This window comes from Clostridium nigeriense (genome assembly GCF_050585265.1).
GTDB classification, from domain to species: Bacteria; Bacillota; Clostridia; order Clostridiales; family Clostridiaceae; genus Clostridium; species Clostridium nigeriense_B.
Genome location: NZ_JBNOOE010000019.1, coordinates 22,930 through 47,417, shown reverse-complemented (window position 1 = coordinate 47,417; position 24,488 = coordinate 22,930). Strand labels below are relative to the sequence as shown.

Genomic DNA, 24,488 nt, shown 5'->3' with positions numbered 1-24,488 from the left:
TTTTATGAATGTTATTGATTTAAGTCATATCATAAATAGTGATATGAGCACATATACAAAGGACGAAAAGTTAGAAGTCTATAACATAGCATCTATAGAAAAAGATGGATATAATGAGAAACTTTTAAAATTATGTACTCATGCTGGAACACATATTGATGCTCCTAGTCACATGATAAATAAAGGAAGAACTATAGATGAATTTAATATAAGCGATTTTATAGGTATTGCAACTATTATAGATATATCTAATATCAATAAGGTAGATGTAGAAGATTTGATTTTTTATAGAGAAAAAATCAATAATTGTGATTTTGTTATACTAAGAACTGGTTGGGACAGGTATTGGGGAAGTGATGAATATTTGAATGGATTTCCCAGCTTAACAGAAGAGGCTGCTAAATGGTTATGTAGCTTTAATATTAGAGGAGTTGGAATAGATACAATTTCTATAGATAAATTTGATAGTATAGATTTTGAAGTTCATAATACAATTTTATCAAGAGGAAAAATTATAATTGAAAATCTAACTAATTTAGACGAAGTAAGAGAAGAAGAATTTACACTTGTAGCTACTCCTTTGAAAATAGAAGGTGCAGATGCATCTCCAGTTAGGGCCATAGCTATAACAAATTAAAGAGGTTGTTTGAGAAGCAGCCTCTTTAATTTTAGTTAATTTATTTAATAAATAATTTATACTCTGCATTAAACTCTTCAGAAATTGATAATTTTTCAATTCCTTCTTTATTTTTAAACTCACCATTGAAGTCTTTGTAATCTGCATGTCCATACCAAGGTTCAATACATATAAAAGGTGCTCCTGTAGGTTTAGTCCATAGAGCTAAATAAGGAAATCCTGAAAAGTCCATAGTTAATTCCTTGTTATTTTTATCAGATTTTAATGTAATTAGATTAGATTTTAAGTTATTAAATGCCAAAGCATCATACTTAAAAAGATTTATATTTAAATTGATTTTATTTGAGTTATTAAAGAATTCATTAGTTTTACCTGTAAAGTATCCAGTATTAGCATCTAATTCCATAGTACCGATATTTTCTTTTTCATTGAACTGAAAATAATAATCTTCAAATTTTTCTCCATTTAATAGTGGACACATAAATGCTGGATGTCCTCCAATTGAAAAATATATTTCTTTATTATCAAGATTTTTAACATTATACCCAACTTTAACGCCATTTTCTAATAATTCATAAGAAAGCCTTAGAGAAAATTTATAAGGATAAACTTTTAATGTATCTTCAGACCATAAAAGCTCAAATACAATATGATTATCATCTTTTTCTATCATTTCAAATTCTCTAGTTCTAGCAAGACCATGCTGAGGTAATTCATATTCTCTATTTTCAGCTCTATACTTATTATTAAATACTTTACCAACTATTGGGAATAATATAGGTGAATGATACTTCCAATATTTTTCATCACCATTCCATAGAAATTCAATATTATCTTTCTTTGTTATTAAATTGGTAAGTTCAGCACCAAAAGTATTGGTTGATATTTTAATATTCTCATTTTCTAATATGTAATTCATAACAACACCCTTTCAGATTTTTAAATATTATATAAAAAATTATACTACAATAGACAGTTTTGAGAAAGAAGTAGATCATTTTACTTATATAATTAGTGATTATGTAGTATTATATATAAAGTAATATAATAAGGGCTATAAAAAATTATAGTAATGTGGTGATTTAATGGATAAAGAAAATACAAATAATAAGTCATTTTTAGATGGAATTATTTACTTTATTGTAAAAGTTAAAAACGATGATATTTTTGCTTTAGGTGCACAACTTGCTTATTATTTAATGTTATCATTTTTTCCATTTTTAATATTTTTAATGACTGTAGTTGGTTTTAGTAAATTAGATTCAGCTGATATATTAGATGGGTTAAGAGCTATTTTACCTAATAATGTTTTTAGTTTAGTAGATACAACAGTAGTAGAGTTGGTGGGAACCCAAAATGCAGGATTATTAGGAGCATCTATTGCTCTTACTATTTGGTCTGCTTCTTCAGGCTTTAGAGCTGTTATTAAGGGACTGAATAAAGCGTATAATGTTAAGGATTCTAGATCATTTATAAAAAGGTCATTTGTGGCTATTATATTCACATTAGCTTTAGTTATAATAATAATGTTAACATTGGCTATGCTAGTATTTGGAGAGATAATAGGTAAGTATATTTTAGCTGTATTTCCATTTGAAGATATAATAATGTATGCATGGAATATAAGTAGATATTTAATAGTAGTGTTCATGATGATATTAATATTTGCAAGTATGTATAGATATACTCCGGCAAAGAAAATTTCATGGAGGGAGGTTTATCCTGGAGCAATAATAAGTACCTTAGGTTGGATAATGGTCTCTCTAGGTTTTTCGTATTATATAAATAATATTGCAAATTACTCAAGATTATATGGGAGTGTAGGGGCTGTATTTGTATTAATGACTTGGCTTTATATTACTTCTATGATACTTATATTAGGCGCAGAAATTAATTCTGTTTTAAATATAAGAAGAAAGTAATAAAGAAAATCATAAATTGCATAAATAGAATAGTCAATGCTTTTTTGAAATGGGAATTTTATGAAACCCTGAATAGAAAAATTTTAAGTGGATATAATCAAAGAAGAAATATTCAGGAGGTGTAAAAAATGAATAAAATTGTATTACTAGGAAAATTAATAAAGGACCCTGAACTTAGAACTTTAGAAGATGGCAATAAGGCGTTTACTAGATTCATTATTGCAGTAGATAGAAACTTCAAGGCTCTAGATGGAACAAGAAAGTCAGATTTAATTCCAGTTACTCTTTGGGGAAGAAAAGCAGAAGTAGTTTGTCAATATATGAAAAAGGGAAGTTATATAAGTTTAAGTGGAAGATTAAGAACGGGCAGCTATGAAGATAAAGATGGAAATAAAAAGTATATAGCAGAAGTGGTAGCTGAAGATTTTAAATTTGTAGGAAATAGAAGAGTAGAAAAAGAAAATAACCAATCTGAAAATAATTTTGATGATTTAGCAACTAATTAGGTTTGAAATATAAATTTAAATAAATAGAGTAAAGGTGCTGTCGTAGGACAGCACCTTACTAATTAATAGAGTCTAAATAGCACCTTTACTTAAAACAGTTGCTTTATCTTCTCCTTTTTGAATTCCTTCCATAATCTTAGCAGATGTTGATACATCTCCAATTAGTATACCACCAATTAATTTATTGCTTTGGAAGAATAATTTAGAGTATTTATTATTTACACTATCTACATATCCGATTCTTTCTAATGATTGATCATCGAAGTCAACAGTTCCTGCAGAGAATACTTGAGTATTCATTGCTTGGAATATTGTTGATGAAACAAATTTTTCAAACTTGATATTATCCCCAGTTGCATTAGCACCAGCAACTTTACCCATTTCTATAGCAGCTGGCCAGTTTCCATAATATACACCATCATATTCAGCAATATCACCACATGCATAAATATCATTAATATTTGTTTGCATATATTGATTAACAACTACACCTCTATTACAATTAATACCAACAGGTTGTGCTAAGAATATATTTGATCTAACTCCTACTGAGAAAATAACTGCATCTGCATTTATAGTTTTTCCACTCTTTAATTGTAGAGACTTAACTCCATTTTCATCTGCATTTATAAACTCTACGGCCTCTCCTAGAAGAACTTTAACAGGAGTTTTGTTAACTAGAGTTTCAAAAAGCTTAGATCCGTCGTTATCTAATTGACGAGGAAGCATTCTTTCAGCCAATTCAACTACTGTAACATTTATTCCACGTTTTTGAACTTCCCATGCAGCTTCTAAACCTAATAATCCACCGCCGATAACTACTACATTTTTAGTAGAAGGTAATTCTTCCTTTATAGCATTAATATCAGCAAGTTTCTTAATAGTATGAATTCCTTTTATACTATTGTAAGTCCAAGAGTTAATTTCGGTTTCAGAACCATTTATATTGACCTTAGTTGGAGGAACAAAATTGTAACTACCGTTAGCTAAGATTAATTTATCGTAACGAACGCCATGCTTACTATCTAATCTAACAACTTTCTTTTCTCTATCTATACTATCAACATTAGTATTAAGGATTTCTACAATATTATTTTCCTTATACCAGTTTTCAGCTGCTAGATAGAAGGAATTATCTATATCTTCAGTTAATAAGTCTGAAAGTTGAGTTCTTACATATGAATGTACTGGTTCATTAGATATTAGTTTAATTATAGCACTTTTATTTCTTTCTTTAATAGCTTTTGCAGCATAGAAACCAGCAGCGCCATTACCTATAATTACATAAGTTTCTTCTTTATCTATTTTATAAGTTGATACTTCTCTTTTTACCTCTACAAATGCGTCACTTCCAGCTCCGCATACAGGGCAGTATTCAGGAATTGTTTCAGATTCTATTATTTCTCCACAAATTACACATTTCCAAAGCTTTAATCCGCCAGTAGATTTAGGAGCTTCCTTGACTTGTGGAGCTTCTTGAGGTTTAAGTGTCTTATTACCAAGTAGAATATGCCCAAATTCTAATCCGTAGTCAAAGGCTTCTTGAAGTTCAGTGTCCGATGGTTTAAAGTTTATTTTGAGACTTGGACAAAGTTTCATATTTAACTCTTTTAACCTAGTTTCCATTCTTGGTATAGCTTCTCCGCTCCATCCGTAAGATCCAAATGCTCCAGATAATTTTCCACCATGAATTATTGGATTTAATTTAGAAAGTATATCACGGATTGGTTCAAGTAATTCTCCAACTATAGTAGGTGAACCGCATAAAAATCCATCAGATTCAGCAATGCTATTAACTATATCATCAATTTTATAATTTGTTGCATTAAATAATCTAACTTCAATATTTCCAGCTGCCTCTATACCTTCAGCAATTTTTTTTGCTAATGATTCTGTGTATCCATAAGCTGAAACATAAGGAATGGATACTATTTTCTTTTTATCAGTTGAAGGAATTGGTGAAGTACTCCAAGTTCTATAATATTCAACTATTTCCATAGGGTTTTCAACTAAAACAGGACCGTGTCCAGGTAGTATCATATCGATTTTTAAATTTTCTATTTTTTTAATTGCCTTTAATACAAAAGATTTATATGGTCCAAAAATACAATCAAAGTAGTATTTTAACGCTTCCATATAATTTTCCTTATTTTCCACTTTACTATTTAAAATAGCCTCAGATGAATAGTGAGATCCAAAAGAGTCACAAGTAATTAAGACTTCATCCTCAGGAATATAAGTGTAAATTGAATCCGGCCAATGTAAGAAAGGTGCTGATATAAAATGTAATGTTCTATTACCTAGACATATTGTATCTCCATCTCCTACAGTAATAGATTCAAAATCTCTATTAGCAATTTCTTTCAAGAATTTTATTGCTGGGGCTGATCCTACAACCTTAGCATTTGGTGAAATTTCTAACAATTTAGATACTGATCCAGCGTGATCTGGTTCGGTATGATCTACAACTATATAATCAATTTTTGTTATATCTACATCTAAATCTTGTAATCTTTCAATATATTGATCAAAAAATTCTGCTTTAACTGTTTCAAATACAGCTGTTTTTTCGCTTCCTTTTACTACGTATGAGTTGTAGCTTGTGCCATAAGGTGTATACATAATAATATCAAAGACTCTTAAATTTGGATCTAAAGCTCCAACCCAATGTATATCTTTTTTTAATTCTAAAGATTTCAAAGTTAACACCTACCTTAATTAAATATTAATTAATAACAATTATTATAAAATTATTATATGTCTAATTATTAACAATATCAATAAGAAAATGAAATAATTACAAATAAATTTGCATTTTAAAAGTATTTTTATATGTTGATATTAAATAAACAATATTGAAACGAATACAAAAATAATATATCAAAAAAATACAAAAATAATTAATATATAATCAAAATTATAACTTTTTATATACAAAATGAAAGTGTATTTTATAAAAAATGCAAAATAAATGGTAATTTTGATGAGGATTTTATCTATATTAAATAAATAATAGGAAAATATTAAGCAATACATGAATTTTGCTGAAATATAAAGAAATATTTTAATCTTATAGGAAACAATGTTTGACATTGTTTTATGAAAATCTATGATATTGTAATATTGTGTTATTTAGATAAATTATAGCTTAAAAGGGAGTGAATAATAATATGTACATTGTTGATAGCCTATATAGCAGTAGTAAGAATGATAAAAAAGAAGTAAGATATTCTTATAGAATGATTAGCGAAAGCTTTTTGGGGGGACAAGCTTTTGGGATTGAAGCTGAGAGGCAAGATTTAATTGGAGGAAATGTTGTACAAATTGAAAGGGATTTAATTAGAAAAATATCTAATAAGGAAGATAAAGTAAAAACTCTTCTAAATTTATTACAGGATTATCAAGTTTCACCTATACATCTTGTTGACATATTAGGAGAATATGTTGATAACTATGTTTCTGATTTTTATTTTTAGTATATAGAAAATAAAATCCTATATAGTAAACTATATATAGAGGTGATTTTATGATTATTGGAATAGGAACAGATATAATTGAAATAGATAGAATTGAAAGGGCTATCAAGGGAAATAATGGGTTTTTAAATAAGATTTTTACATTTAAAGAAATTGAAATGTTTAAAGAAAAAAGTATGAGATCAGAAGTAATAGCTGGAAACTTTGCAGCTAAGGAGGCAATAAGTAAGGCGTTGGGAACGGGATTTAGAGGTTTTTCGTTAATAGATGTAGAAATATTGAGAGATGAATTAGGCAAGCCAATAGCATACTTAAGCGATAATATAAAAGACAATATTGCTACTGAGTACAGGCTTAATGTTTCTATATCACATAATAGAACATCTGCAATAGCTTTTGCTGTATTGGAGGAAGCATAATGGAAGTAATGTCAAGAGAAGGTTGTAAAGAGATAGATAGGTATACTATAAAAGAAATTGGAATACCAAGTATTGTTCTAATGGAAAATGCAGCTAAAGAAGTTACAGATAGGATAGTTAACTTAGGACATAAATTTATAATATTTTGTGGAAGTGGAAATAATGGTGGAGATGGGTTATCTATTGCTAGAAAATTACTTCTTAAAAATAAAGATGTTTGTATAGTTATAGTAAGTGAAAATGATAATTACTCTAATGATTTTTTTATAAATTATAATATTTTGATAAAGCTTACAAGTAATATTATTCATTTAAAAGATATAAAAGATATAGAGCTATTAAGCAAAACTTTTAGTGAGTATGAAATCGTAGTAGACTGTATTTTTGGTGTGGGGTTAAATAGGAATTTAGATGAATTTTATATAAAAGTGATAAATATTATAAATGAGAAAAGTGCGTTTATAATAAGTGTTGATGTACCATCTGGTTTAAATGCAGAGGATGGAGAAGTTAGGGGAGCGTCTATATTAGCAGATATAACCTTTAGTTTTGAGGTTATTAAGAAGGGGTTCATTAAATATAAAGCTTTAGAATACTTAGGAAAATTAGAAATTTTAAATATAGGAATACCAGAGTTTGTAAAAAAAATGAATTCAGAAAAAGTATTTTTATTAGATAAAGAAGAGTATAGACAACTTTTGAAAGAAAGAACTGTATATGGACATAAGGGGGATTATGGGAAAGTAGCAATTTTAGCAGGGAGTAAGGGGTACACTGGAGCTGCTTTTATAGCAACTGAGGCTTGTGTAAGAGCAGGTGCTGGATTAACTACTTTGGTATCTACAGAATATGTACAAGACAAATTAAGTTGTAAGCTAGTAGAGGCTATGACAGCAAATGTTGAATCAAGAGAGGAACTAAAAGAATTATTCAAAAAGGTAGATGTAATTGCTATAGGACCTGGTATTAATAATGAAAAAATGTACAAAGAAATTTTAATAGACATAATTAAATATGAAAATAAATTGTTTGTGATTGATGCAGGTGCTTTTGATTTAACAAAAGGGAATAAAGAAATAAGGGAGGGATTAAAAGGAAGAGCTATATATACACCACATCCAGGGGAAATGGCAAGACTTATAGACAAAACAATAGATTATGTAGAAGAAAATAGAATAGAGGTAGCAAGGAAGTTTGCAAGGGAAAATGAAGTTGTAGTTTTATTAAAAGGATATAACACAATAATAACTAATGGCGAATATGTTTACATAAATAATACTGGAAGTAGTAAAATGGCTTCAGGGGGAATGGGAGATTGTTTAACTGGAATTATATCAGCAATTTTAGCACAAGGTCATTCTCTTATAGACTCAGCGCTACTAGGAGCATATATACACGGATTAGCAGGAGAGATAGCTTCTGAGGATAAATATTCTGTAGTAGCATCAGATGTCATAGAAAATATATCTAGAGCTATGAATTATATATGAATAAATTTTGAGTAGGTATAATATTAGTAATAATAAGTAGTAAAGTTCAAGGGGGATATGATGAAGAAAAAATTATTACTAGGATTGTTGGTATCTATACCTATAATATTAATTGTTTTAGTTATTATATTTAGAGTAACAGCAGAACCTACTAATGAAGAAATAATCGAATCTTTAAAAGGAATAAAAGCCTATAAAACAGAAATAGAATTTATTGTGAAAAATTCTAGGGATGAAGAGAGACAAGATACTATTCAATATTATAAAAAAGATATTGGTGGAAGAATAGATTTTGGAACAGACAGAACTAAGATATATAAGGATGGGAGTATTTTAGTTAAGGATAATATAGCTAATAAAGAATATGCAATGGAAGAAAGCATGGATGAATTATATTCTTTAAGTTTCGTGGATAAATTGTTATCTTATCCAATTGATAACGAAGGTATAAGTGAAGGTCAGGAGGAGTGGGGAGATACTGAATATATAGTGTTTACAAGTGAGTTATTTATTAAAAATGATAGTTTAAATAAAATTAAAATTTTTATAGATAAGCAAGAAAAAGCCCCTATTGGTGCCATAATCTATGATAAGGATAATAAAGATAGAGTTAGAATTGTATATAGAAACTTTGAAAAATTAAAGGATTTAGATGAGGGATTATTAAATTAAAAAATAAAAAAATAACCAGTTCAATATTTAGTTCTTTATGTTAGTACAAGTTAAGAAGTTAGAAAAAGTGGAGTACATAAGTATGGAATGTGTTTTACGTATTAAGACAAAAGTTATAAAATAGCAAAATAATATGAATATATATAATTGTTTAAAAAGTTAAACATAAGTTTTGACAAGGGGACATAATTTGCAATATAATTTATTTATACATAGATCCTTTACTATCTGGAGGCAAATTATGTCTAAAAAAATTATAAATCCACGAATTACAAAAAAAGTAGATAAAAATAAAAAAAATAGTCAATTTATTGAGTATTCTTTAATAGAATATAATGAAGATCAATTGAATATGGATGTTTTTGAAATGATGAAAGAAGGCTACAAAGCAATGGCAAAAATTAACTTGGAGCTTTCACAACTTCCTTTCGAGTGCGAAAGTGCAGATATTGATGAATATGAGAACTGGCTTTGCGGAGTGTGATATTTCTAATGACGACTATGGTAGTAAAAAGAGGGGATATTTTTTATGCGGATTTAAGCCCTGTAATAGGATCTGAGCAAGGTGGAATTAGACCAGTTATAATAATTCAGAATGATATAGGGAATAAGTATAGTCCAACAGTTATTGTTGCAGCTATAACATCACAGATTAATAAAGCTAAGTTACCAACTCATGTTGAGATTTCCTCAGAGGAATATGGATTAAATAGAGACTCTGTTGTTTTATTAGAACAGTTAAGAACTTTAGATAAAAAAAGGCTAAAGGAGAAAATAGGACATATGACAGATGCTGATATGAGAAAGGTGAATAAAGCACTATTAATAAGTTTAAATTTGGCATAATTAATTATTCTAGAAAAAAATTAGATAATTGAGTATCTTAAATACTTAAGAAACCCTTAATGGGTTTCTTTTATTATATAAAAATATAGGGAAAAATGCTATACAATATACAAATAGTATAGCATTTATATATAAAAATACATTAATTCAATAAAAAATAAGAGTATTAGTGTATACAAATTAAATATGTTGTGTTAAAATAATTTTATCAAAATATGGCACAATATATGTACAGGTAAATCAAATCTTAGGAGGATAAAAGATGATTAAAAATGTTGAAGAATTAAAATCAATAGCTAAAACTGTTCGTAAAGACATAGTTTCTATGCTAACAGAATCATGTTCAGGGCATCCAGGTGGATCGTTATCAGCAGCGGATATCCTAACAACACTATATTTTGGAGAAATGAACATAAATCCAGAAAATCCTAAGGATGAAAATAGGGATAGATTTGTATTATCAAAAGGACATGCTGCACCTGTTTTATATAGCGTGCTTGCTAGAAGAGGATATTTTCCAGTTGAAGAATTAAATACATTAAGAAAAATAGGATCTAGATTACAAGGGCATCCAAGTATGAAATGCTTACCTGGAGTTGATATGTCAACAGGTTCTTTAGGTCAAGGTATTTCATCGGCAGTTGGAATGGCTTTAGCTGGTAAGCTTGATAATAAAGAATATAGAGTATATGCACTTTTAGGTGATGGTGAATTAGAAGAAGGTCAAGTTTGGGAAGCTGCTATGTCAGCAGCTCATTATAAACTAGATAATTTAACTGCTTTTGTTGATTTTAATGGATTACAAATAGATGGTGATATAACAAAAGTTATGAATCCTTCACCAATAGACAAGAAATTTGAAGCTTTTGGATGGAGTGTTTTGGTGATAGATGGTCATGATATAGAAGCAATTCAAAATGCAATAGAAAAAGCAAAAAGCTTTAAAGGTAAACCAACAGTTATAGTTTGCAATACTGTAAAAGGTAAAGGTGTTTCTTTCATGGAAAACCAAGCTTCATGGCATGGTACAGCACCAAGTAAGGAACAATGTGAACAAGCGTTAGCAGAAATTGGAGGTAACAACTAATGAGTAAGAAGATTGCAACAAGAGAAGCTTATGGAAAAGCATTAGCAGCATTAGCTGATGTAAATAAAGATATTGTAGTTTTAGATGCTGACCTTTCAAAATCTACAAAGACTGCTGATTTTAAAGCTGTTTGTGAAGAAAGATTCTTTAATATGGGTATAGCAGAAGGAAATATGATGGGAGTTGCAGCAGGATTAGCTACTTGTGGAAAAATTCCATATGTTAGTACCTTTGCTATGTTTGCAGCTGGAAGAGCTTTTGAACAAATTAGAAACTCTATTTGTTATCCAAAGTTAAATGTTAAAGTATGTGCAACTCATGCTGGTTTAACAGTAGGAGAAGATGGAGCATCTCACCAAGCTATAGAAGATTTAGCTTTAATGAGAAGTATTCCAAACATGACTGTAATATGTCCTGCTGATGCAGTAGAAACTGTAGCTGCTATTAAGGCTATTGCAGAATATGATGGACCTTGTTATGTTAGATTAGGAAGAGCTGCCGTTAATGTTATAAATGATGAAAATACATATGAGTTTAAAATTGGTAAGGGTGTTGCTTTATCAGAAGGAAATGATGTAACTATAGTTGCTACTGGTATTATGGTAGATGTTGCATTAGAAGCTAAAGAAGAATTAAGTAAAGAAGGAATTAATGCAAGAGTAATAAATATACACACATTAAAACCAATTGATAAAGAAATCCTACTTAAGGCGGCTAAAGAAACTGGAGCAATAGTAACAGTTGAAGAACATAGTGTTATTGGAGGGTTAGGATCAGCAGTTTCAGAAGTATTATCTGAAGAGATACCTGTACCAGTACTTAAGATTGGAGTACAAGATGTATTTGGTGAAAGTGGATTACCAAATCAATTATTAGAAGCGTATGGATTAACAGCTACTAATGTTGTTGAAAAGGTAAAAAAAGCAATTTCACTAAAAAAATAAGATTAGTTTACTAATAATAATTTAAATAAATCACTAAAAATAGCTATATTTACCATTAAGCTGTAGAATATTCTACAGCTTTTTATTTTAAAAAATAAATTACAAATATTTATAAAAAAATATATAATGTTTATATAAATACAAAATTTGTGGATAAAAAACTAATATCATTGGATAGAAAGATATATATTGTGGAAAAATAATAAAAACTATCTAAGAAAGGGGATTTATATGAAAGAAAGTTTAAAAGATTATGTATTAATATTTACTGGGGTTTTCTTAGTAGCATTGGCATTAGAATACTTTTTTATACCAAATAATATAGCAGCAGGTGGACTTACTGGGTTAGCTATAGTAATAAATCATTATATTCCGGCTATTTCCACAGGGCCTCTAGTTTTTGTAATGGATTTATTTTTATTTATAATTGGTTTTATTTTTCTTGGAAAGAACTTTGGAGTTAAAACTATAATTTCAAGTTTTAGCTTAGCTGGAATGATGACAATTATTGAAAATTTCTTTAATCCGAAAGCCTTAACTAATGATCTAATGCTTGCAGCTATTTTTGGTACTTTTATTACTGCAATTGGAATGGCGATAGTATTTAATGCAAATGCATCAACAGGAGGAACAGATACTATAGCAAAAATACTAAATAAATTTTTTCATATAGATATAGGAAAGTCTTTATTAGCAGTTGATTTTATAGTAACCTTATTAGGGGCAATGACTTTTGGTATAAATATAGGTCTTTATGGATTACTTTCAGTAATAATTAATGGAATAGCGATAGATAAAGTTATAGAAGGGTTCCATTCTTGTAAAGAGGTAACTATAATAAGCAGTAAAAGTGATGAAATAGGTAAATTTATTATGGATGATTTAGAGAGAGGATGCACATATTTAAAAGGAATCGGGGGATTTACTGGACAGGATACTTGTGTATTATATGCTGTTTTAGGTAGAAGTGAATTTATAAAACTTAAGCAGTATATAGGTAAAGTAGATCCAAAAGCCTTTATAACTGTCGGGGAAGTACATGAGGTTATGGGAGAAGGCTTTAAAAATATTCAATAACCTTTAGGATAGGACTATATATTAGAAGGAGAATAAAATACAAATGGAAAAGTTAAAAGAATATTTTTTATCTACAGTAGGAGTAGCAATAGGAGCTTTTGCACTAGAATATTTTTTCTTTCCGCTTGATATAGCGGCAGGTGGTGTTTCGGGTTTAGCTTTAGCTATAAATCAGTTAATTGATATTAATCCAAGTATATTAGTTTTTATATTTAATGCGATATTATTTGCATTAGCATTTTTCTTAATTGGGGCTTCTTTCGGAGCTAAAAGCATATATTCGACAATAATGATGTCTGTAATAATGTGGATTTTTGAAACATTTTTTGAACCAAGAGCAATAACTGATAACTTAGTTTTAGCATGCATATTTGGTTCGGCTGTATTAGCTTTTGGAACAGCAATTACTTTTAATCAAGGTGCATCAACAGGTGGAACTAGTATAGTTGCTAAAATTATTAATAAATATTTTCACTTACCTATAGGGCAAGGATTATTATTAGCTGACTGTACAGTAACTTTATTAGCTATTTATTCTTTTGGTGTAGAAAAAGGACTGTTTGGTCTTTTAAGTGCTACTTTAATAGGAATTTTAGTAGATAAATTCATTGCGGGTATAAATCCTGTTAAACAAGTATTTGTAATTACAAATAAGGAAAAATTGGTTGTAGAATTTATTAATAATGATATAGATAGAGGTTGTACAATATTAACTGGAAAAGGCGGATATACAAAAGAAGATATGACTGTCATATATACAGTTTTAACCTCTAAACAATTTATTACATTAAAACAATTTATAAAAGTTAATAATCCAGAGGCATTTCTAACCGTTAGTGAATCAACAGAGGCATTAGGAAAAGGATTTGCAGATTATTAAGATTTAATGAAAATTTAATAAAAATATAGAATATTATAGGTTTTATTCAGGGGAAAAGTACAAAAAACATTTTTCCTAAGGCATTGTTATGCTATAATAACGCTATAGGTTTTAAAATACGCTGATGTGCGAGGTGTTAGAGAATGATAGAATTTAAGAATGTATCTAAGCTGTATGATAATAATGTTAAGGCTTTATCAGATGTAAATATAAATATTGAATCAGGTGAATTTGTATTTTTGGTTGGACCTTCAGGTTCAGGAAAGTCAACTTTTATAAAGATGTTAATAAAAGAAGTAGATCCTACTGTAGGAGAAATAATTGTAGCTGGAAAGAATCTTTCAAGTGTTACAAGGAGACAAACTCCTTACTACAGAAGAAAGATAGGTATGGTTTTTCAAGACTTTAGATTAATTCCAACATTAAATGTATACGAAAATGTTGCTTTTGCTATGAGAGTAGTTGAAGCTTCACAGAAGGATATTAGAAAAAGAGTACCAATGGTATTGTCATTAGTAGGTTTATCTCACAAATATAAGATGTTTCCTAATGAATTATCTGGAGGTGAGCAACAAAGAGTTGCTTTAGCTAGGGCAATAGTTAATAATCCATCAGTTTTAATATGTGATGAGCCAACAGGTAACTTAGATCCAGAAACAGCAAAGGAAATAATGGAACTATTAGAAGATATTAATAGAGCTGGAACTACAATTTTAATGGCTACTCATGCTAAAGATATAGTTGATAGTATGAAGAAAAGAGTTATTGCTATAGAAAAAGGATGTATAGCAAGAGATACTACAAGGGGGATGTACGAAGATGAAGTTTAATACTATAAAATACTTTTTTATAGATGCTTTTAAGAGTCTTAAGAGAAATAGAACATTAAGTATAGCGGCCATGATTACTGTGCTAATTACATTCTTTATATTTGGTACATTCATATTGCTTGGCTTAAATTTCAATAAAGCTGTAGAAGATGTTGCATCAAAACTTGAAATTAAGGTTTATTTAGATAATGATATTAAATTAATTGACCAAAGAGAAATAGAATTAAAGCTTAATGAACAAGAGGGCGTTAAGGAAGTTATTTATGAATCTAAAGAAGAAGCCTTCGCTAACTTACAAGAAATGCTTAAAGATAACCAAGGTTTGTTGGAAGGTTATGATTTATCAGAAAATCCATTGCCAAGTTCATATATTGTTAAATTAGATGCTCCAGAATATGCAACTCAGATTGTAGATGCAGTTCAGGGTATGAGTGGAGTAGAAGATATATCTAATCAACAAGATATGATTGATACTATAAGTGCTTTTGTTAATGGAGTTAGAATTACTGGTATGGTATTATTTGTAGTGTTTATAGGGGTGTCTATATTCTTAATTACAAATACAACAAAAATAACAGTATATTCTAGAAGAAGAGAAGTTGGAATAATGAAGTACGTTGGAGCTACAGATTGGTTTATTAGATGGCCATTTATAATAGAAGGTATGATAATAGGCTTTGTGGGTTCACTTATATCAAGCATACTATTATTTATGCTTTATAGAGTGGTTTATGGATACATAGTATCTAATATGTTCCTTGTTTCTTTAGTTTCACCAGGGTTTGTTTTAAGTACTTTAACTTGGGTATTCCTATTAGGTGGTATAATAGTAGGAGCTTTAGGAAGTATAGTTGCTTTAAGAAAATTCTTAGATGTATAAAGGTATTAATAAAAAGAAAGAATAAACTATATAATTTAAGTGGAGATATATCTCCACTTAAATATTATTTAACGTAAATCTATAGAGTTTTATGAAAGGAAGTATTAGAGTATGGAGGAGAATAAAAAATCAAAGGGTAAAATATATAAAAAGCCCTTAATTATAGTAGGAATAGTATTAATTATCTTACTTTCAAATGTTACATTTTTCTACATGGGAAATGTTCTTGCATTTAATGGTGTTACTTTAAGAAGTGTTAGTGAAGATGTAGCTAAGGATGTTAGCGATGTTAAGGATGTTAAGAAGTATGAACTTCTATTTCAAGTGAGAGATGCATTATTAACAAAGTATGATGGAGAAATAGATGATAATGATTTATTAGAGGCAGCAATTAAAGGAATGACTCAATCTTTAAATGATCCTTATACAGTATTTATGAATTCTGATGAATATACATCATTTGTAGAACAAAGTGAAGGACATTTTGTTGGAATTGGTGCACAGTTAGGAATTAAAGATGATAAAGTTACAGTAGTAGCTCCATTAGAAGGTTCTCCAGCAGAAAAATCAGGATTAAAAGCAGGAGATGTAATTTTGAAAGTTGATGGAACAGAGATTACTGAACCGAATGTAGAAAAAGCTATATCGATGATAAAGGGAGAACAAGGAGAATCAGTAACGCTGACTATTTCAAGGGAAGGGTCTGAATATCAAGATATAACTATAATTAGAGATGTTGTTAAGGTTGTTTCTGTTAAGGGAGAAATAATAGATGGAAACATAGGATATATACAAATGTCTTCTTTTGATGAAGATGTTGCTGAAAATTTTAAACAAAAAATAGTTGAATTAAAGAACCAAGGTATGGAAGGAATGATTTTAGATTTAAGAGGAAATCCTGGTGGATACCTAACTGAAGCAGTAAAAGTAGCATCACAATTCATACCAAAGGGAGAAATTGTAACATACACTATAGATAAATATGGTAATAAGCAAGAGTCTAAATCTGTAGGTGGAGAAGCAGAAGGAATGCCATTAGTAGTATTAATTGATGGTGGAAGTGCGTCAGCTTCAGAAGTTGTTACTGGAGCTTTAAGAGATTATGAAGCAGGAACTATAGTTGGAACAACTAGCTTTGGTAAGGGGGTTGTTCAACAATTAATAGAGTTTGGTGATGGAAGTGGTGGATTAAAGGTTACAACTTCAAAATACTATACTCCAAATGGAGAGAATATACACAAAATTGGAATTAAACCAGACATAGAAGTTGAAATACCAGATGAAATATCACAACAAGAGTATGATAGGAGTATAGATCCTCAATTTAACAAGGCATTAGAAGTGATTAAAGAAAAAATTTAGGAGGATCATTGATGGAGTTAATGGTATATACTTTAAGAACTGTAGCTTATGCTATAGTTGATCCGATGCATCTGTTTATGCTGGTAGCTTTGGGAATAATGTTTTATATAAAAAATAGAAGAATATCTATAATGCAGAAAATGACTATTGGGGAGAGTATTAACTCCCCTTTAGAACTTACATTATCACAAATTGCATTAGGGATTATTGCAGGAGCTATAGTTAGTATAATATTAAGTGGTTTTGGAATAATTTTCAATGAAAATTCTGGTATAGAAATCATGTTTATGATATCAATTGCCTTACTTTTTATTAAAAAGCGATATATCGGCTTTGCATATTCTGGAGCAATATTAGGTGCTATTAGTATATTTTTTAATATATTAGCAGAATTAACAAGAACTGAATCATACATAAATGTAAATATATTAGTACTTATGTCTTTTGTTGGCATAATACATATAGTAGAAGGCATTCTAATTATGGTTGATGGAAGAAGAGGCGCTATTCCTGTATTTACTAATAAAGACAATAAAATAATTGGAGGATTTGCTTATAATAGATATTGGGCATTACCTGTAGCTTTATTTATTGCAATTACTAGTAATATATCTTCAGTTAATACATCTGCAGTAGCAACACCAGATTGGTGGCCAATAATTAATAGATCAGGAGCATTATTGCTTTTAAGCTCTGCTATAATTGCTTCAATACCTTTATATGGAGTTATAGGATATAATTCAGTTTCTTTTACAAAAGAAAAAAATAAAAAACCTATTTATTCAGGAATTGGAATATTAATATATGGAGTTGTGTTAACATTAATAGCTCAAATATCTAGTTTTGGAATAGTTGGACAAATTATTGTAGTAGCATTTGCAGCATTGGGATATGAAATTACGATTAAAATACAAAATAAGATTGAGGAATCAGGAGAATATTTATACGTGACTGATGATACTGGGGTAGCAGTATTAGAAGTAGCACCTAATTCACCAGCCTTTGAATCAGGAGTAAGACGAGGAGATAAAATATTAGAGGTAAATAGAAATAAAGTTACATCTGAAGTGGAGATTTTCAAGTCTATAAGAGAAAATTTTGGCGAAATTCCCTTTAAAATTAAAAAAATTTCCGGGGAAATAGTCGATTTAAATATAATACCAAAGAATAAAAGAGTTGGAATGCTATTAGTACCCAGAATGGTAAAGGCAGATAGCACTTTAAGTGTAGACAATGATGATTTTAAAAAAATATTAGAAGAAATGAAAAGAAAGCGATAGCTTTCTTTTATTTTTTTAAATTGTAATAAAAGATATTTAAATGTATAATTTATTTATTAGAAAAGGGAAGAATTAAGTATGAAAGAAAGGAGACGTTACTTTTAATAAATATAAAGTAACAGTGAAAATATGCCTGAGTTTAAAATAGAATCGAAATTTAAACCAACTGGAGATCAACCTCAAGCAATAGATAGCTTAGTTAACTCAATAAATAATGGGGATAGAGCACAAACACTATTAGGTGTAACTGGTTCAGGAAAGACTTATACTATGGCAAATATTATTGAGAGAGTTCAAAGGCCAACATTAATATTAGCTCATAACAAGACTCTAGCAGCTCAATTATGTTCAGAGTTTAAGGAGTTTTTCCCTAATAATATAGTGGAATACTTTGTATCTTATTATGATTACTATCAACCAGAGGCTTATGTACCACAAACAGATACTTTTATAGAAAAAGATGCATCAATAAATGATGAAATAGATAAATTAAGACACTCAGCTACATCTGCATTGCTTGAAAGAAGAGATGTTATTATAGTTGCATCAGTTTCTTGTATTTATGGCTTAGGTAATCCGGAAGAATATAAAAAGCTTACTATATCATTAAGACCAGGAATGGTAAGAGATAGAGATGATATAATAAGAAAACTTATAGAAATTCAATATGAGAGAAATGATATAGATTTTGCAAGAGGAAGTTTTAGAGTTAGAGGAGATTCTTTAGATATTATTCCAGCATCATCTTCAAATAAGGGAATTAGAGTAGAATTTTTTGGAGATGAAATAGAGAGAATAAGAGAATTTGATGTTCTAACAGGAAATATATTAGGTGAAAGAAATCATGTATCTATTTCACCAGCATCTCACTTTGCTACATCTCAAGAAGTATTAGAAAAAGCTATAGGTAAAATTGAAGATGAGCTTGAAGATAGATTGAAGGAACTTAATAGTCAAGAAAAGCTATTAGAGGCTCAAAGGTTAAGACAAAGAACTAATTTTGATATAGAAATGATTAGAGAAATGGGATATTGTAGTGGAATAGAAAACTATTCAAGAATTCTAGATGGGAGAGCATCAGGAACACCACCACAAACTTTGCTAGATTACTTCCCAGATGATTTTTTAATGTTTATAGATGAAAGTCATGTTACATTACCACAATGTAGAGCTATGTATGCAGGTGATAGATCTAGAAAAGATACTTTAGTAGAGTATGGATTTAGATTGCCATGTGCTTATGATAATAGACCATTAAAGTTTGCTGAGTTTGAGAAAAAGATAAATCAAGTAGTTTTTGTCAGTGCAACACCTTCTCAATATGAATTAGATAATTCAATGAATATAGCAGAACAAGTAATAAGACCAACAGGGTTATTAGATCCAGTTATAGAGATAAGACCTGTGAAAGGTCAAATAGATGACCTATATTCAGAGATTAAGAAAAATACAGAAAGAGGATTTAGAACTCTTATTACTACATTAACTAAGAGAATGGCTGAAGATTTAACTAAATACCTAAAGGATTTAGGAATAAAAACTACTTATATGCATTCAGATATAGATACTATAGAAAGAATGAAAACTATAAGAGATTTAAGGCTTGGAGAGTTTGATGTACTTGTAGGTATCAACTTGCTTAGAGAAGGACTTGATATTCCAGAAGTAGCCTTAGTTGCAATTTTAGATGCTGATAAGGAAGGTTTCTTGCGTTCAGAAACATCACTAATACAAACAATAGGTAGAGCAGCTAGAAACTCTGAAAGTAAGGTAATAATGTACGCAGACACTATTACTAAGTCTATGGATAAAGCTATAAAAGAAACTGATAGAAGAAGAAAAATACAAATCAAGTACAATGAAGATAATGGAATTACACCACAAACTATTATTAAGGATGTAAGAGATGTAATTGAAGCAACTAAAGTTGCAGAGGATAAAGTAGAATACAAGGCTGAAGACACTAAAGTAGTTTCAGAAAAAGATAAGAAGAAGTTAATCAAGAAGTATACTGAAGAAATGATGGAGGCAGCTAAGAACTTACAATTCGAAAGAGCAGCAGAATTACGTGATATAATTAACGATTTAAAAAGTAAAAAATAATATAGATTTACAAAATCTTTTGAAATATCTGGAGTGATTAATAAATGGAATTATTAGAAAGTTGTAAGCTATGTCCAAGAAATTGTGGGGCAAATAGATTAGGTGAAAAAAGAGGATTTTGTGGAGCAGGAGAAAAAATAAGGGTGGCAAGGGCTGCCCTTCATTATTGGGAAGAACCTTGTATATCCGGTGATGTAGGTTCTGGAACAGTATTTTTTTCTTACTGCACATTAAAATGTGTTTTTTGTCAAAATTATAATATAAGTCAATGTTCATGGGGAAAAGAAATATCAATTAAGAGATTAGCAGAAATATTTATGGAACTTCAAGAGAAGGGAGCATTAAATATAAATTTAGTTACGCCAACACATTATGTTCCTCAAATTATTGAAGCTATAAAAATAGCAAAACAAAATGGGTTAAAGTTACCTATTATATACAATAGTAGTGGATATGAAAAGGTAGAAACAATTAAGCTTTTAAGAGGATATATAGATGTATACTTACCTGATATGAAGTATTTTGATAGTAAATATTCCAGTAAGTATTCTAAGGCAAAAGATTATTTTTCTTATGCGAAGGATGCTATTAATGAAATGGTAAATCAAGTCGGAGAGGCTAAGTTTGATGAAAATGGAATAATACAAAAGGGCGTAATAATAAGACATCTAATGTTGCCTGGATTATTATTTGATTCCAAAAAGATAATAGATTATATATGTCATACATATGGAAATAAGGTTTATATTAGCATTATGAATCAATATACACCATTAGATTATGTGAAGAACTATCCAGAATTAAATAAGCCTTTAAATCAAAATCATTATGAATCACTTATTGACTATGCTTTAAATTTAGGAGTACAAAATGGGTTTATTCAAGAAGACGGAACAGATAAAGAAAGTTTTATTCCATTATTTAATTTTGAAGGAGTATAGATGTTGCGCATAATTAAGAATTAATAATGTATGAAAAAACTCCAAAAGGAGTTTTAAATTTGAAATTAATGGTTTAAATTATTAAAGAGTGTAATAAATTAAATTTGGGTTTATTACACTCTTTTTTTGCAAATACTTTAATATATAATTGACAAGGTTTATAATAAAAATTAGAATAGAATAAAGAACGCTTGTTCGAATAAGAATGTTAATAAGAGGAGAAAGGTCATTAAATATGAAGGATAAAATTATAATAAAAGGTGCTAAAGTACATAACTTAAAAAATGTATCTTTAGAAATACCAAGAGATAAATTAGTAGTATTTACAGGGTTATCAGGATCAGGAAAATCTTCATTAGCTTTTGACACTTTATATGCAGAAGGACAAAGGAGATATGTTGAATCCCTTTCATCCTATGCAAGACAGTTTTTAGGGCAGATGGATAAGCCTGATGTAGAATATATTGAAGGATTATCACCGGCTATATCCATAGATCAAAAGACAACAAGTAAAAATCCACGTTCCACAGTAGGAACAATTACTGAAATATATGATTACTTAAGATTATTATATGCAAGGGTTGGAAAACCTTATTGTCCAAAGTGTAAAATTCCGATAGAGCAACAATCTGTTGATCAAATTGTGGATAGTGTTATGGCTCTTGGGGATAGAACTAAAATTCAAATTTTAGCTCCAGTCATAAGAGGGAAAAAAGGAACTCATGATAAGATACTTGATAATATAAAGAGAAGTGGGTTTGTTAGAGCAAGAATAGATGGATCTATTTATGAACTGTCAGAAGAAGAAGTATCTTTAGAAAAGAATATAAAGCATAATATTGAGGCAGTTGTAGACAGAATAATAATTAAAGAAGGTATAGAAGGAAGATTAACAGATTCAATTGAAACAGCATTAAAACTTGCTGAAGGATTAGTAGTTATAAATATTATAGATGGAGAAGATATATTATTTAGTGAAAAGTTTGCTTGTCCAGAATGTGGAATGAGTATAGATGAATTAGCACCAAGATTATTTTCATTTAACTCTCCTTTTGGTAAGTGCGATTACTGTGATGGCTTAGGGACTTTAATTGAAATAGATGAAAATCTAGTTATACCAAATAAGGATTTAAGTATATTAGAAGGTGCTATAGCAACTTGGGGAGAAGGAAGATTGAAGGAAGACTCTTGGACTTTTGCCATTTTAAAAGCCTTAAGTGAAGAGTATGATGTAGATTTAAGTAGACCTGTAAAAGAACTTAGCAGAAAAGAATTAGATTTAATTCTTTATGGAACTAATGGAAAGAAGATGAAGGTAACTTATACAAAAGAGGGAGTAACTTCACAATATAATTATGCTTATGATGGAGAAATAAATTCTTTAAAAAGAAGATATAGAGAAACTAACTCAGATATTATAAAAAGCGAAATAGAGCAATATATGAGTGATAATCCATGCCCTAAATGCCATGGTGCAAGACTTAAGAAAGAAGCACTAGCTGTATTAGTGGGAGATAAGAATATATATGAATTTACTAAGCTTTCTATAAAGGAGGAGCTTGATTATATAAATTCATTAGAATTTTCAGAAAAGGATACAATAATAAGTGATCAAATAATAAAGGAAATAAAAAATAGACTTAATTTCTTAATAGATGTAGGTTTAGATTACTTAAATTTATCTAGGAATTCTGGAACCTTATCGGGAGGAGAGTCTCAAAGAATAAGACTTGCCACTCAAATTGGCTCAGCTCTTATGGGGGTATTATATATATTAGATGAACCTAGTATAGGTCTCCATCAAAGAGACAATGATAGATTAATAAGTACACTTAAACATTTAAGAGATGTAGGAAATACTGTAATAGTAGTTGAGCATGATGAAGATACTATGAAGGAAGCAGATTATATCGTAGATATAGGACCAAGAGCTGGTGAGCATGGAGGAGAAATAGTAGCTGCTGGTACTGTGGAAGATATTAAAAAGTGTAAAAAGTCTATAACAGGGCAATACTTATTAGGAGAAAAGAAAATAGATATTCCTAAAGAAAGAAGAAAAGGAAATGGCAACTTTATAACAGTTAAAGGAGCTAAGGAAAATAACTTAAAAAATGTTAATGCAAAAATTCCAATAGGAACCCTTACTATGGTTACAGGAGTATCTGGTTCTGGAAAAAGTACTTTAGTGAATGAGATTTTATATAAGGGATTAAATAGACTTGTAAATAGAAGTAAAAATCCAGTAGGTGATCATAAAGAAATTTTAGGTTACGAAAATATTGATAAGATTATCGATATAGATCAAAGTCCAATAGGAAGAACTCCAAGATCGAACCCAGCTACTTATACAGGGGTTTTTGATATAATAAGAGAGTTATTTTCTAATACACCTGAAGCTAAGATGAGAGGATATAAACCAGGAAGATTTAGTTTCAATGTTAAGGGTGGAAGATGTGAAGCATGTACAGGAGATGGAATTATTAAGATAGAAATGCAATTTTTATCTGATGTCTATGTACCATGTGAAGTTTGTAAAGGTAAAAGATATAACAGAGAAACTTTAGAAGTTAAGTATAAAGGTAAATCTATAGATGATGTGTTAAATATGACTGTAGAAGAAGCATTAGTGTTTTTCGAGAATCTTCCAAGAATTAAAAATAAGATGCAAACTCTGTATGATGTAGGTCTTGGATATATAAGATTAGGTCAACCATCAACACAATTATCAGGTGGGGAAGCTCAAAGAATTAAATTAGCTTATGAACTTTCTAAGAGAAGTACAGGAAAAACTCTGTATATTTTAGATGAACCAACTACAGGGCTTCATATAGATGATGTAAGTAGATTAGTAGAAATACTTCAAAGACTTGTAGATACTGGTAATACAGTAGTAGTTATAGAACATAATTTGGATATGATAAAGTGTGCAGACTATATCATCGATTTAGGACCAGAAGGTGGAGATAAGGGTGGAACAATAGTTGCAACAGGAACTCCAGAAAAAATAATTAAGGTTGAAGAGTCCTATACAGGGAAATATCTTAAAAAGATGTTAAATAATTAAAGAGTACTTGTCATTTTTAGCTATAAGTTTTAATATATAATGGTAACATAATACTAATTTTGAGGTGAAAAA

Annotated in this window: 22 protein-coding genes; 20 read left to right on the top strand and 2 right to left on the bottom strand. The window is 29.4% G+C overall.

What is annotated here, in order from left to right; genetic code table 11:
- Positions 1-4: 4 nt before the first annotated feature.
- Complete coding sequence (locus ACQPVP_RS14560; RefSeq protein WP_430851150.1) at positions 5-637, top strand: cyclase family protein; 633 nt, start codon at positions 5-7, stop codon at positions 635-637.
- 40 nt (positions 638-677) lie between these two features.
- Here the strand turns inward: ACQPVP_RS14560 and ACQPVP_RS14555 are convergent, their stop codons facing one another.
- The gene (locus ACQPVP_RS14555; protein ID WP_430851148.1) at positions 678-1,556 is read right to left on the bottom strand and encodes an aldose 1-epimerase family protein; all 879 of its coding nucleotides are present in this window, start codon (positions 1,554-1,556) and stop codon (positions 678-680) included.
- Positions 1,557-1,722: 166 nt separating this feature from the next.
- Between ACQPVP_RS14555 and ACQPVP_RS14550 the strand changes: the two genes are divergently transcribed.
- Both ACQPVP_RS14550 and ACQPVP_RS14545 read left to right on the top strand, forming a co-directional pair.
- Positions 1,723-2,559: a YihY/virulence factor BrkB family protein gene (locus tag ACQPVP_RS14550; protein ID WP_430851146.1), complete on the top strand. Its 837-nt coding sequence runs from the start codon at positions 1,723-1,725 to the stop codon at positions 2,557-2,559.
- A gap of 128 nt (positions 2,560-2,687) precedes the next feature.
- Positions 2,688-3,065, top strand: a complete 378-nt coding sequence (locus tag ACQPVP_RS14545; protein WP_430851144.1) for a single-stranded DNA-binding protein — start codon at positions 2,688-2,690, stop codon at positions 3,063-3,065.
- Between the two features lie 72 nt (positions 3,066-3,137).
- Here ACQPVP_RS14545 and ACQPVP_RS14540 read toward each other — a convergent pair whose 3' ends face one another.
- Positions 3,138-5,765 (bottom strand): FAD-dependent oxidoreductase, encoded by a 2,628-nt coding sequence (locus ACQPVP_RS14540; protein ID WP_430851142.1) that lies wholly within the window; start codon positions 5,763-5,765, stop codon positions 3,138-3,140.
- 470 nt (positions 5,766-6,235) lie between these two features.
- Between ACQPVP_RS14540 and ACQPVP_RS14535 the strand changes: the two genes are divergently transcribed.
- The 17 genes from ACQPVP_RS14535 to uvrA all read left to right on the top strand — a co-directional run bounded on the left by ACQPVP_RS14535 (position 6,236) and on the right by uvrA (position 24,416).
- A complete protein-coding gene (locus ACQPVP_RS14535) occupies positions 6,236-6,541 on the top strand; it encodes a DUF6514 family protein (protein WP_430851140.1) in 306 nt (101 codons plus the stop codon).
- A gap of 50 nt (positions 6,542-6,591) precedes the next feature.
- Positions 6,592-6,960, top strand: a complete 369-nt coding sequence (acpS, locus tag ACQPVP_RS14530) for a holo-ACP synthase (RefSeq protein ID WP_430851138.1) — start codon at positions 6,592-6,594, stop codon at positions 6,958-6,960.
- Positions 6,960-8,450, top strand: a complete 1,491-nt coding sequence (locus ACQPVP_RS14525; RefSeq protein WP_430851136.1) for an NAD(P)H-hydrate dehydratase — start codon at positions 6,960-6,962, stop codon at positions 8,448-8,450. Before acpS ends, ACQPVP_RS14525 begins: the two co-directional genes overlap by 1 nt.
- Before the next feature lie 60 nt (positions 8,451-8,510).
- Positions 8,511-9,122 carry a germination lipoprotein GerS-related protein gene (locus tag ACQPVP_RS14520; protein WP_430851134.1) on the top strand — a complete coding sequence of 204 codons (612 nt, stop codon included), beginning with the start codon at positions 8,511-8,513 and terminating at the stop codon, positions 9,120-9,122.
- Positions 9,123-9,312: 190 nt separating this feature from the next.
- Positions 9,313-9,606: a hypothetical protein gene (locus ACQPVP_RS14515; RefSeq protein WP_430851132.1), complete on the top strand. Its 294-nt coding sequence runs from the start codon at positions 9,313-9,315 to the stop codon at positions 9,604-9,606.
- A gap of 8 nt (positions 9,607-9,614) precedes the next feature.
- A complete protein-coding gene (locus tag ACQPVP_RS14510; protein ID WP_430842872.1) occupies positions 9,615-9,968 on the top strand; it encodes a type II toxin-antitoxin system PemK/MazF family toxin in 354 nt (117 codons plus the stop codon).
- 262 nt (positions 9,969-10,230) lie between these two features.
- A complete protein-coding gene (locus ACQPVP_RS14505; RefSeq protein WP_430851130.1) occupies positions 10,231-11,055 on the top strand; it encodes a transketolase in 825 nt (274 codons plus the stop codon).
- Complete coding sequence (locus tag ACQPVP_RS14500; RefSeq protein ID WP_430851128.1) at positions 11,055-11,999, top strand: transketolase family protein; 945 nt, start codon at positions 11,055-11,057, stop codon at positions 11,997-11,999. The genes ACQPVP_RS14505 and ACQPVP_RS14500 overlap by 1 nt, the downstream gene beginning before the upstream one ends.
- A gap of 231 nt (positions 12,000-12,230) precedes the next feature.
- Positions 12,231-13,076 carry a YitT family protein gene (locus ACQPVP_RS14495; protein ID WP_430851126.1) on the top strand — a complete coding sequence of 282 codons (846 nt, stop codon included), beginning with the start codon at positions 12,231-12,233 and terminating at the stop codon, positions 13,074-13,076.
- A 43-nt stretch (positions 13,077-13,119) separates the two neighbouring features.
- Positions 13,120-13,956, top strand: coding sequence for a YitT family protein (locus ACQPVP_RS14490; protein ID WP_430842880.1), 837 nt, complete (start codon positions 13,120-13,122; stop codon positions 13,954-13,956).
- A gap of 143 nt (positions 13,957-14,099) precedes the next feature.
- Positions 14,100-14,786 (top strand): cell division ATP-binding protein FtsE, encoded by a 687-nt coding sequence (gene ftsE, locus ACQPVP_RS14485; protein WP_430851124.1) that lies wholly within the window; start codon positions 14,100-14,102, stop codon positions 14,784-14,786.
- Positions 14,776-15,666 carry a permease-like cell division protein FtsX gene (ftsX, locus tag ACQPVP_RS14480; RefSeq protein ID WP_430851122.1) on the top strand — a complete coding sequence of 297 codons (891 nt, stop codon included), beginning with the start codon at positions 14,776-14,778 and terminating at the stop codon, positions 15,664-15,666. Before ftsE ends, ftsX begins: the two co-directional genes overlap by 11 nt.
- A gap of 111 nt (positions 15,667-15,777) precedes the next feature.
- Positions 15,778-17,028 carry a S41 family peptidase gene (locus ACQPVP_RS14475; protein ID WP_430851120.1) on the top strand — a complete coding sequence of 417 codons (1,251 nt, stop codon included), beginning with the start codon at positions 15,778-15,780 and terminating at the stop codon, positions 17,026-17,028.
- An 11-nt stretch (positions 17,029-17,039) separates the two neighbouring features.
- A complete protein-coding gene (locus ACQPVP_RS14470; RefSeq protein WP_430851118.1) occupies positions 17,040-18,308 on the top strand; it encodes a PDZ domain-containing protein in 1,269 nt (422 codons plus the stop codon).
- 129 nt (positions 18,309-18,437) lie between these two features.
- A complete protein-coding gene (gene uvrB / locus ACQPVP_RS14465; protein ID WP_430851116.1) occupies positions 18,438-20,411 on the top strand; it encodes an excinuclease ABC subunit UvrB in 1,974 nt (657 codons plus the stop codon).
- Between the two features lie 44 nt (positions 20,412-20,455).
- The gene (locus tag ACQPVP_RS14460; RefSeq protein WP_430851114.1) at positions 20,456-21,352 is read left to right on the top strand and encodes a radical SAM protein; all 897 of its coding nucleotides are present in this window, start codon (positions 20,456-20,458) and stop codon (positions 21,350-21,352) included.
- Positions 21,353-21,587: 235 nt separating this feature from the next.
- Positions 21,588-24,416 (top strand): excinuclease ABC subunit UvrA, encoded by a 2,829-nt coding sequence (gene uvrA / locus ACQPVP_RS14455; RefSeq protein WP_430851112.1) that lies wholly within the window; start codon positions 21,588-21,590, stop codon positions 24,414-24,416.
- Positions 24,417-24,488: the final 72 nt, after the last annotated feature.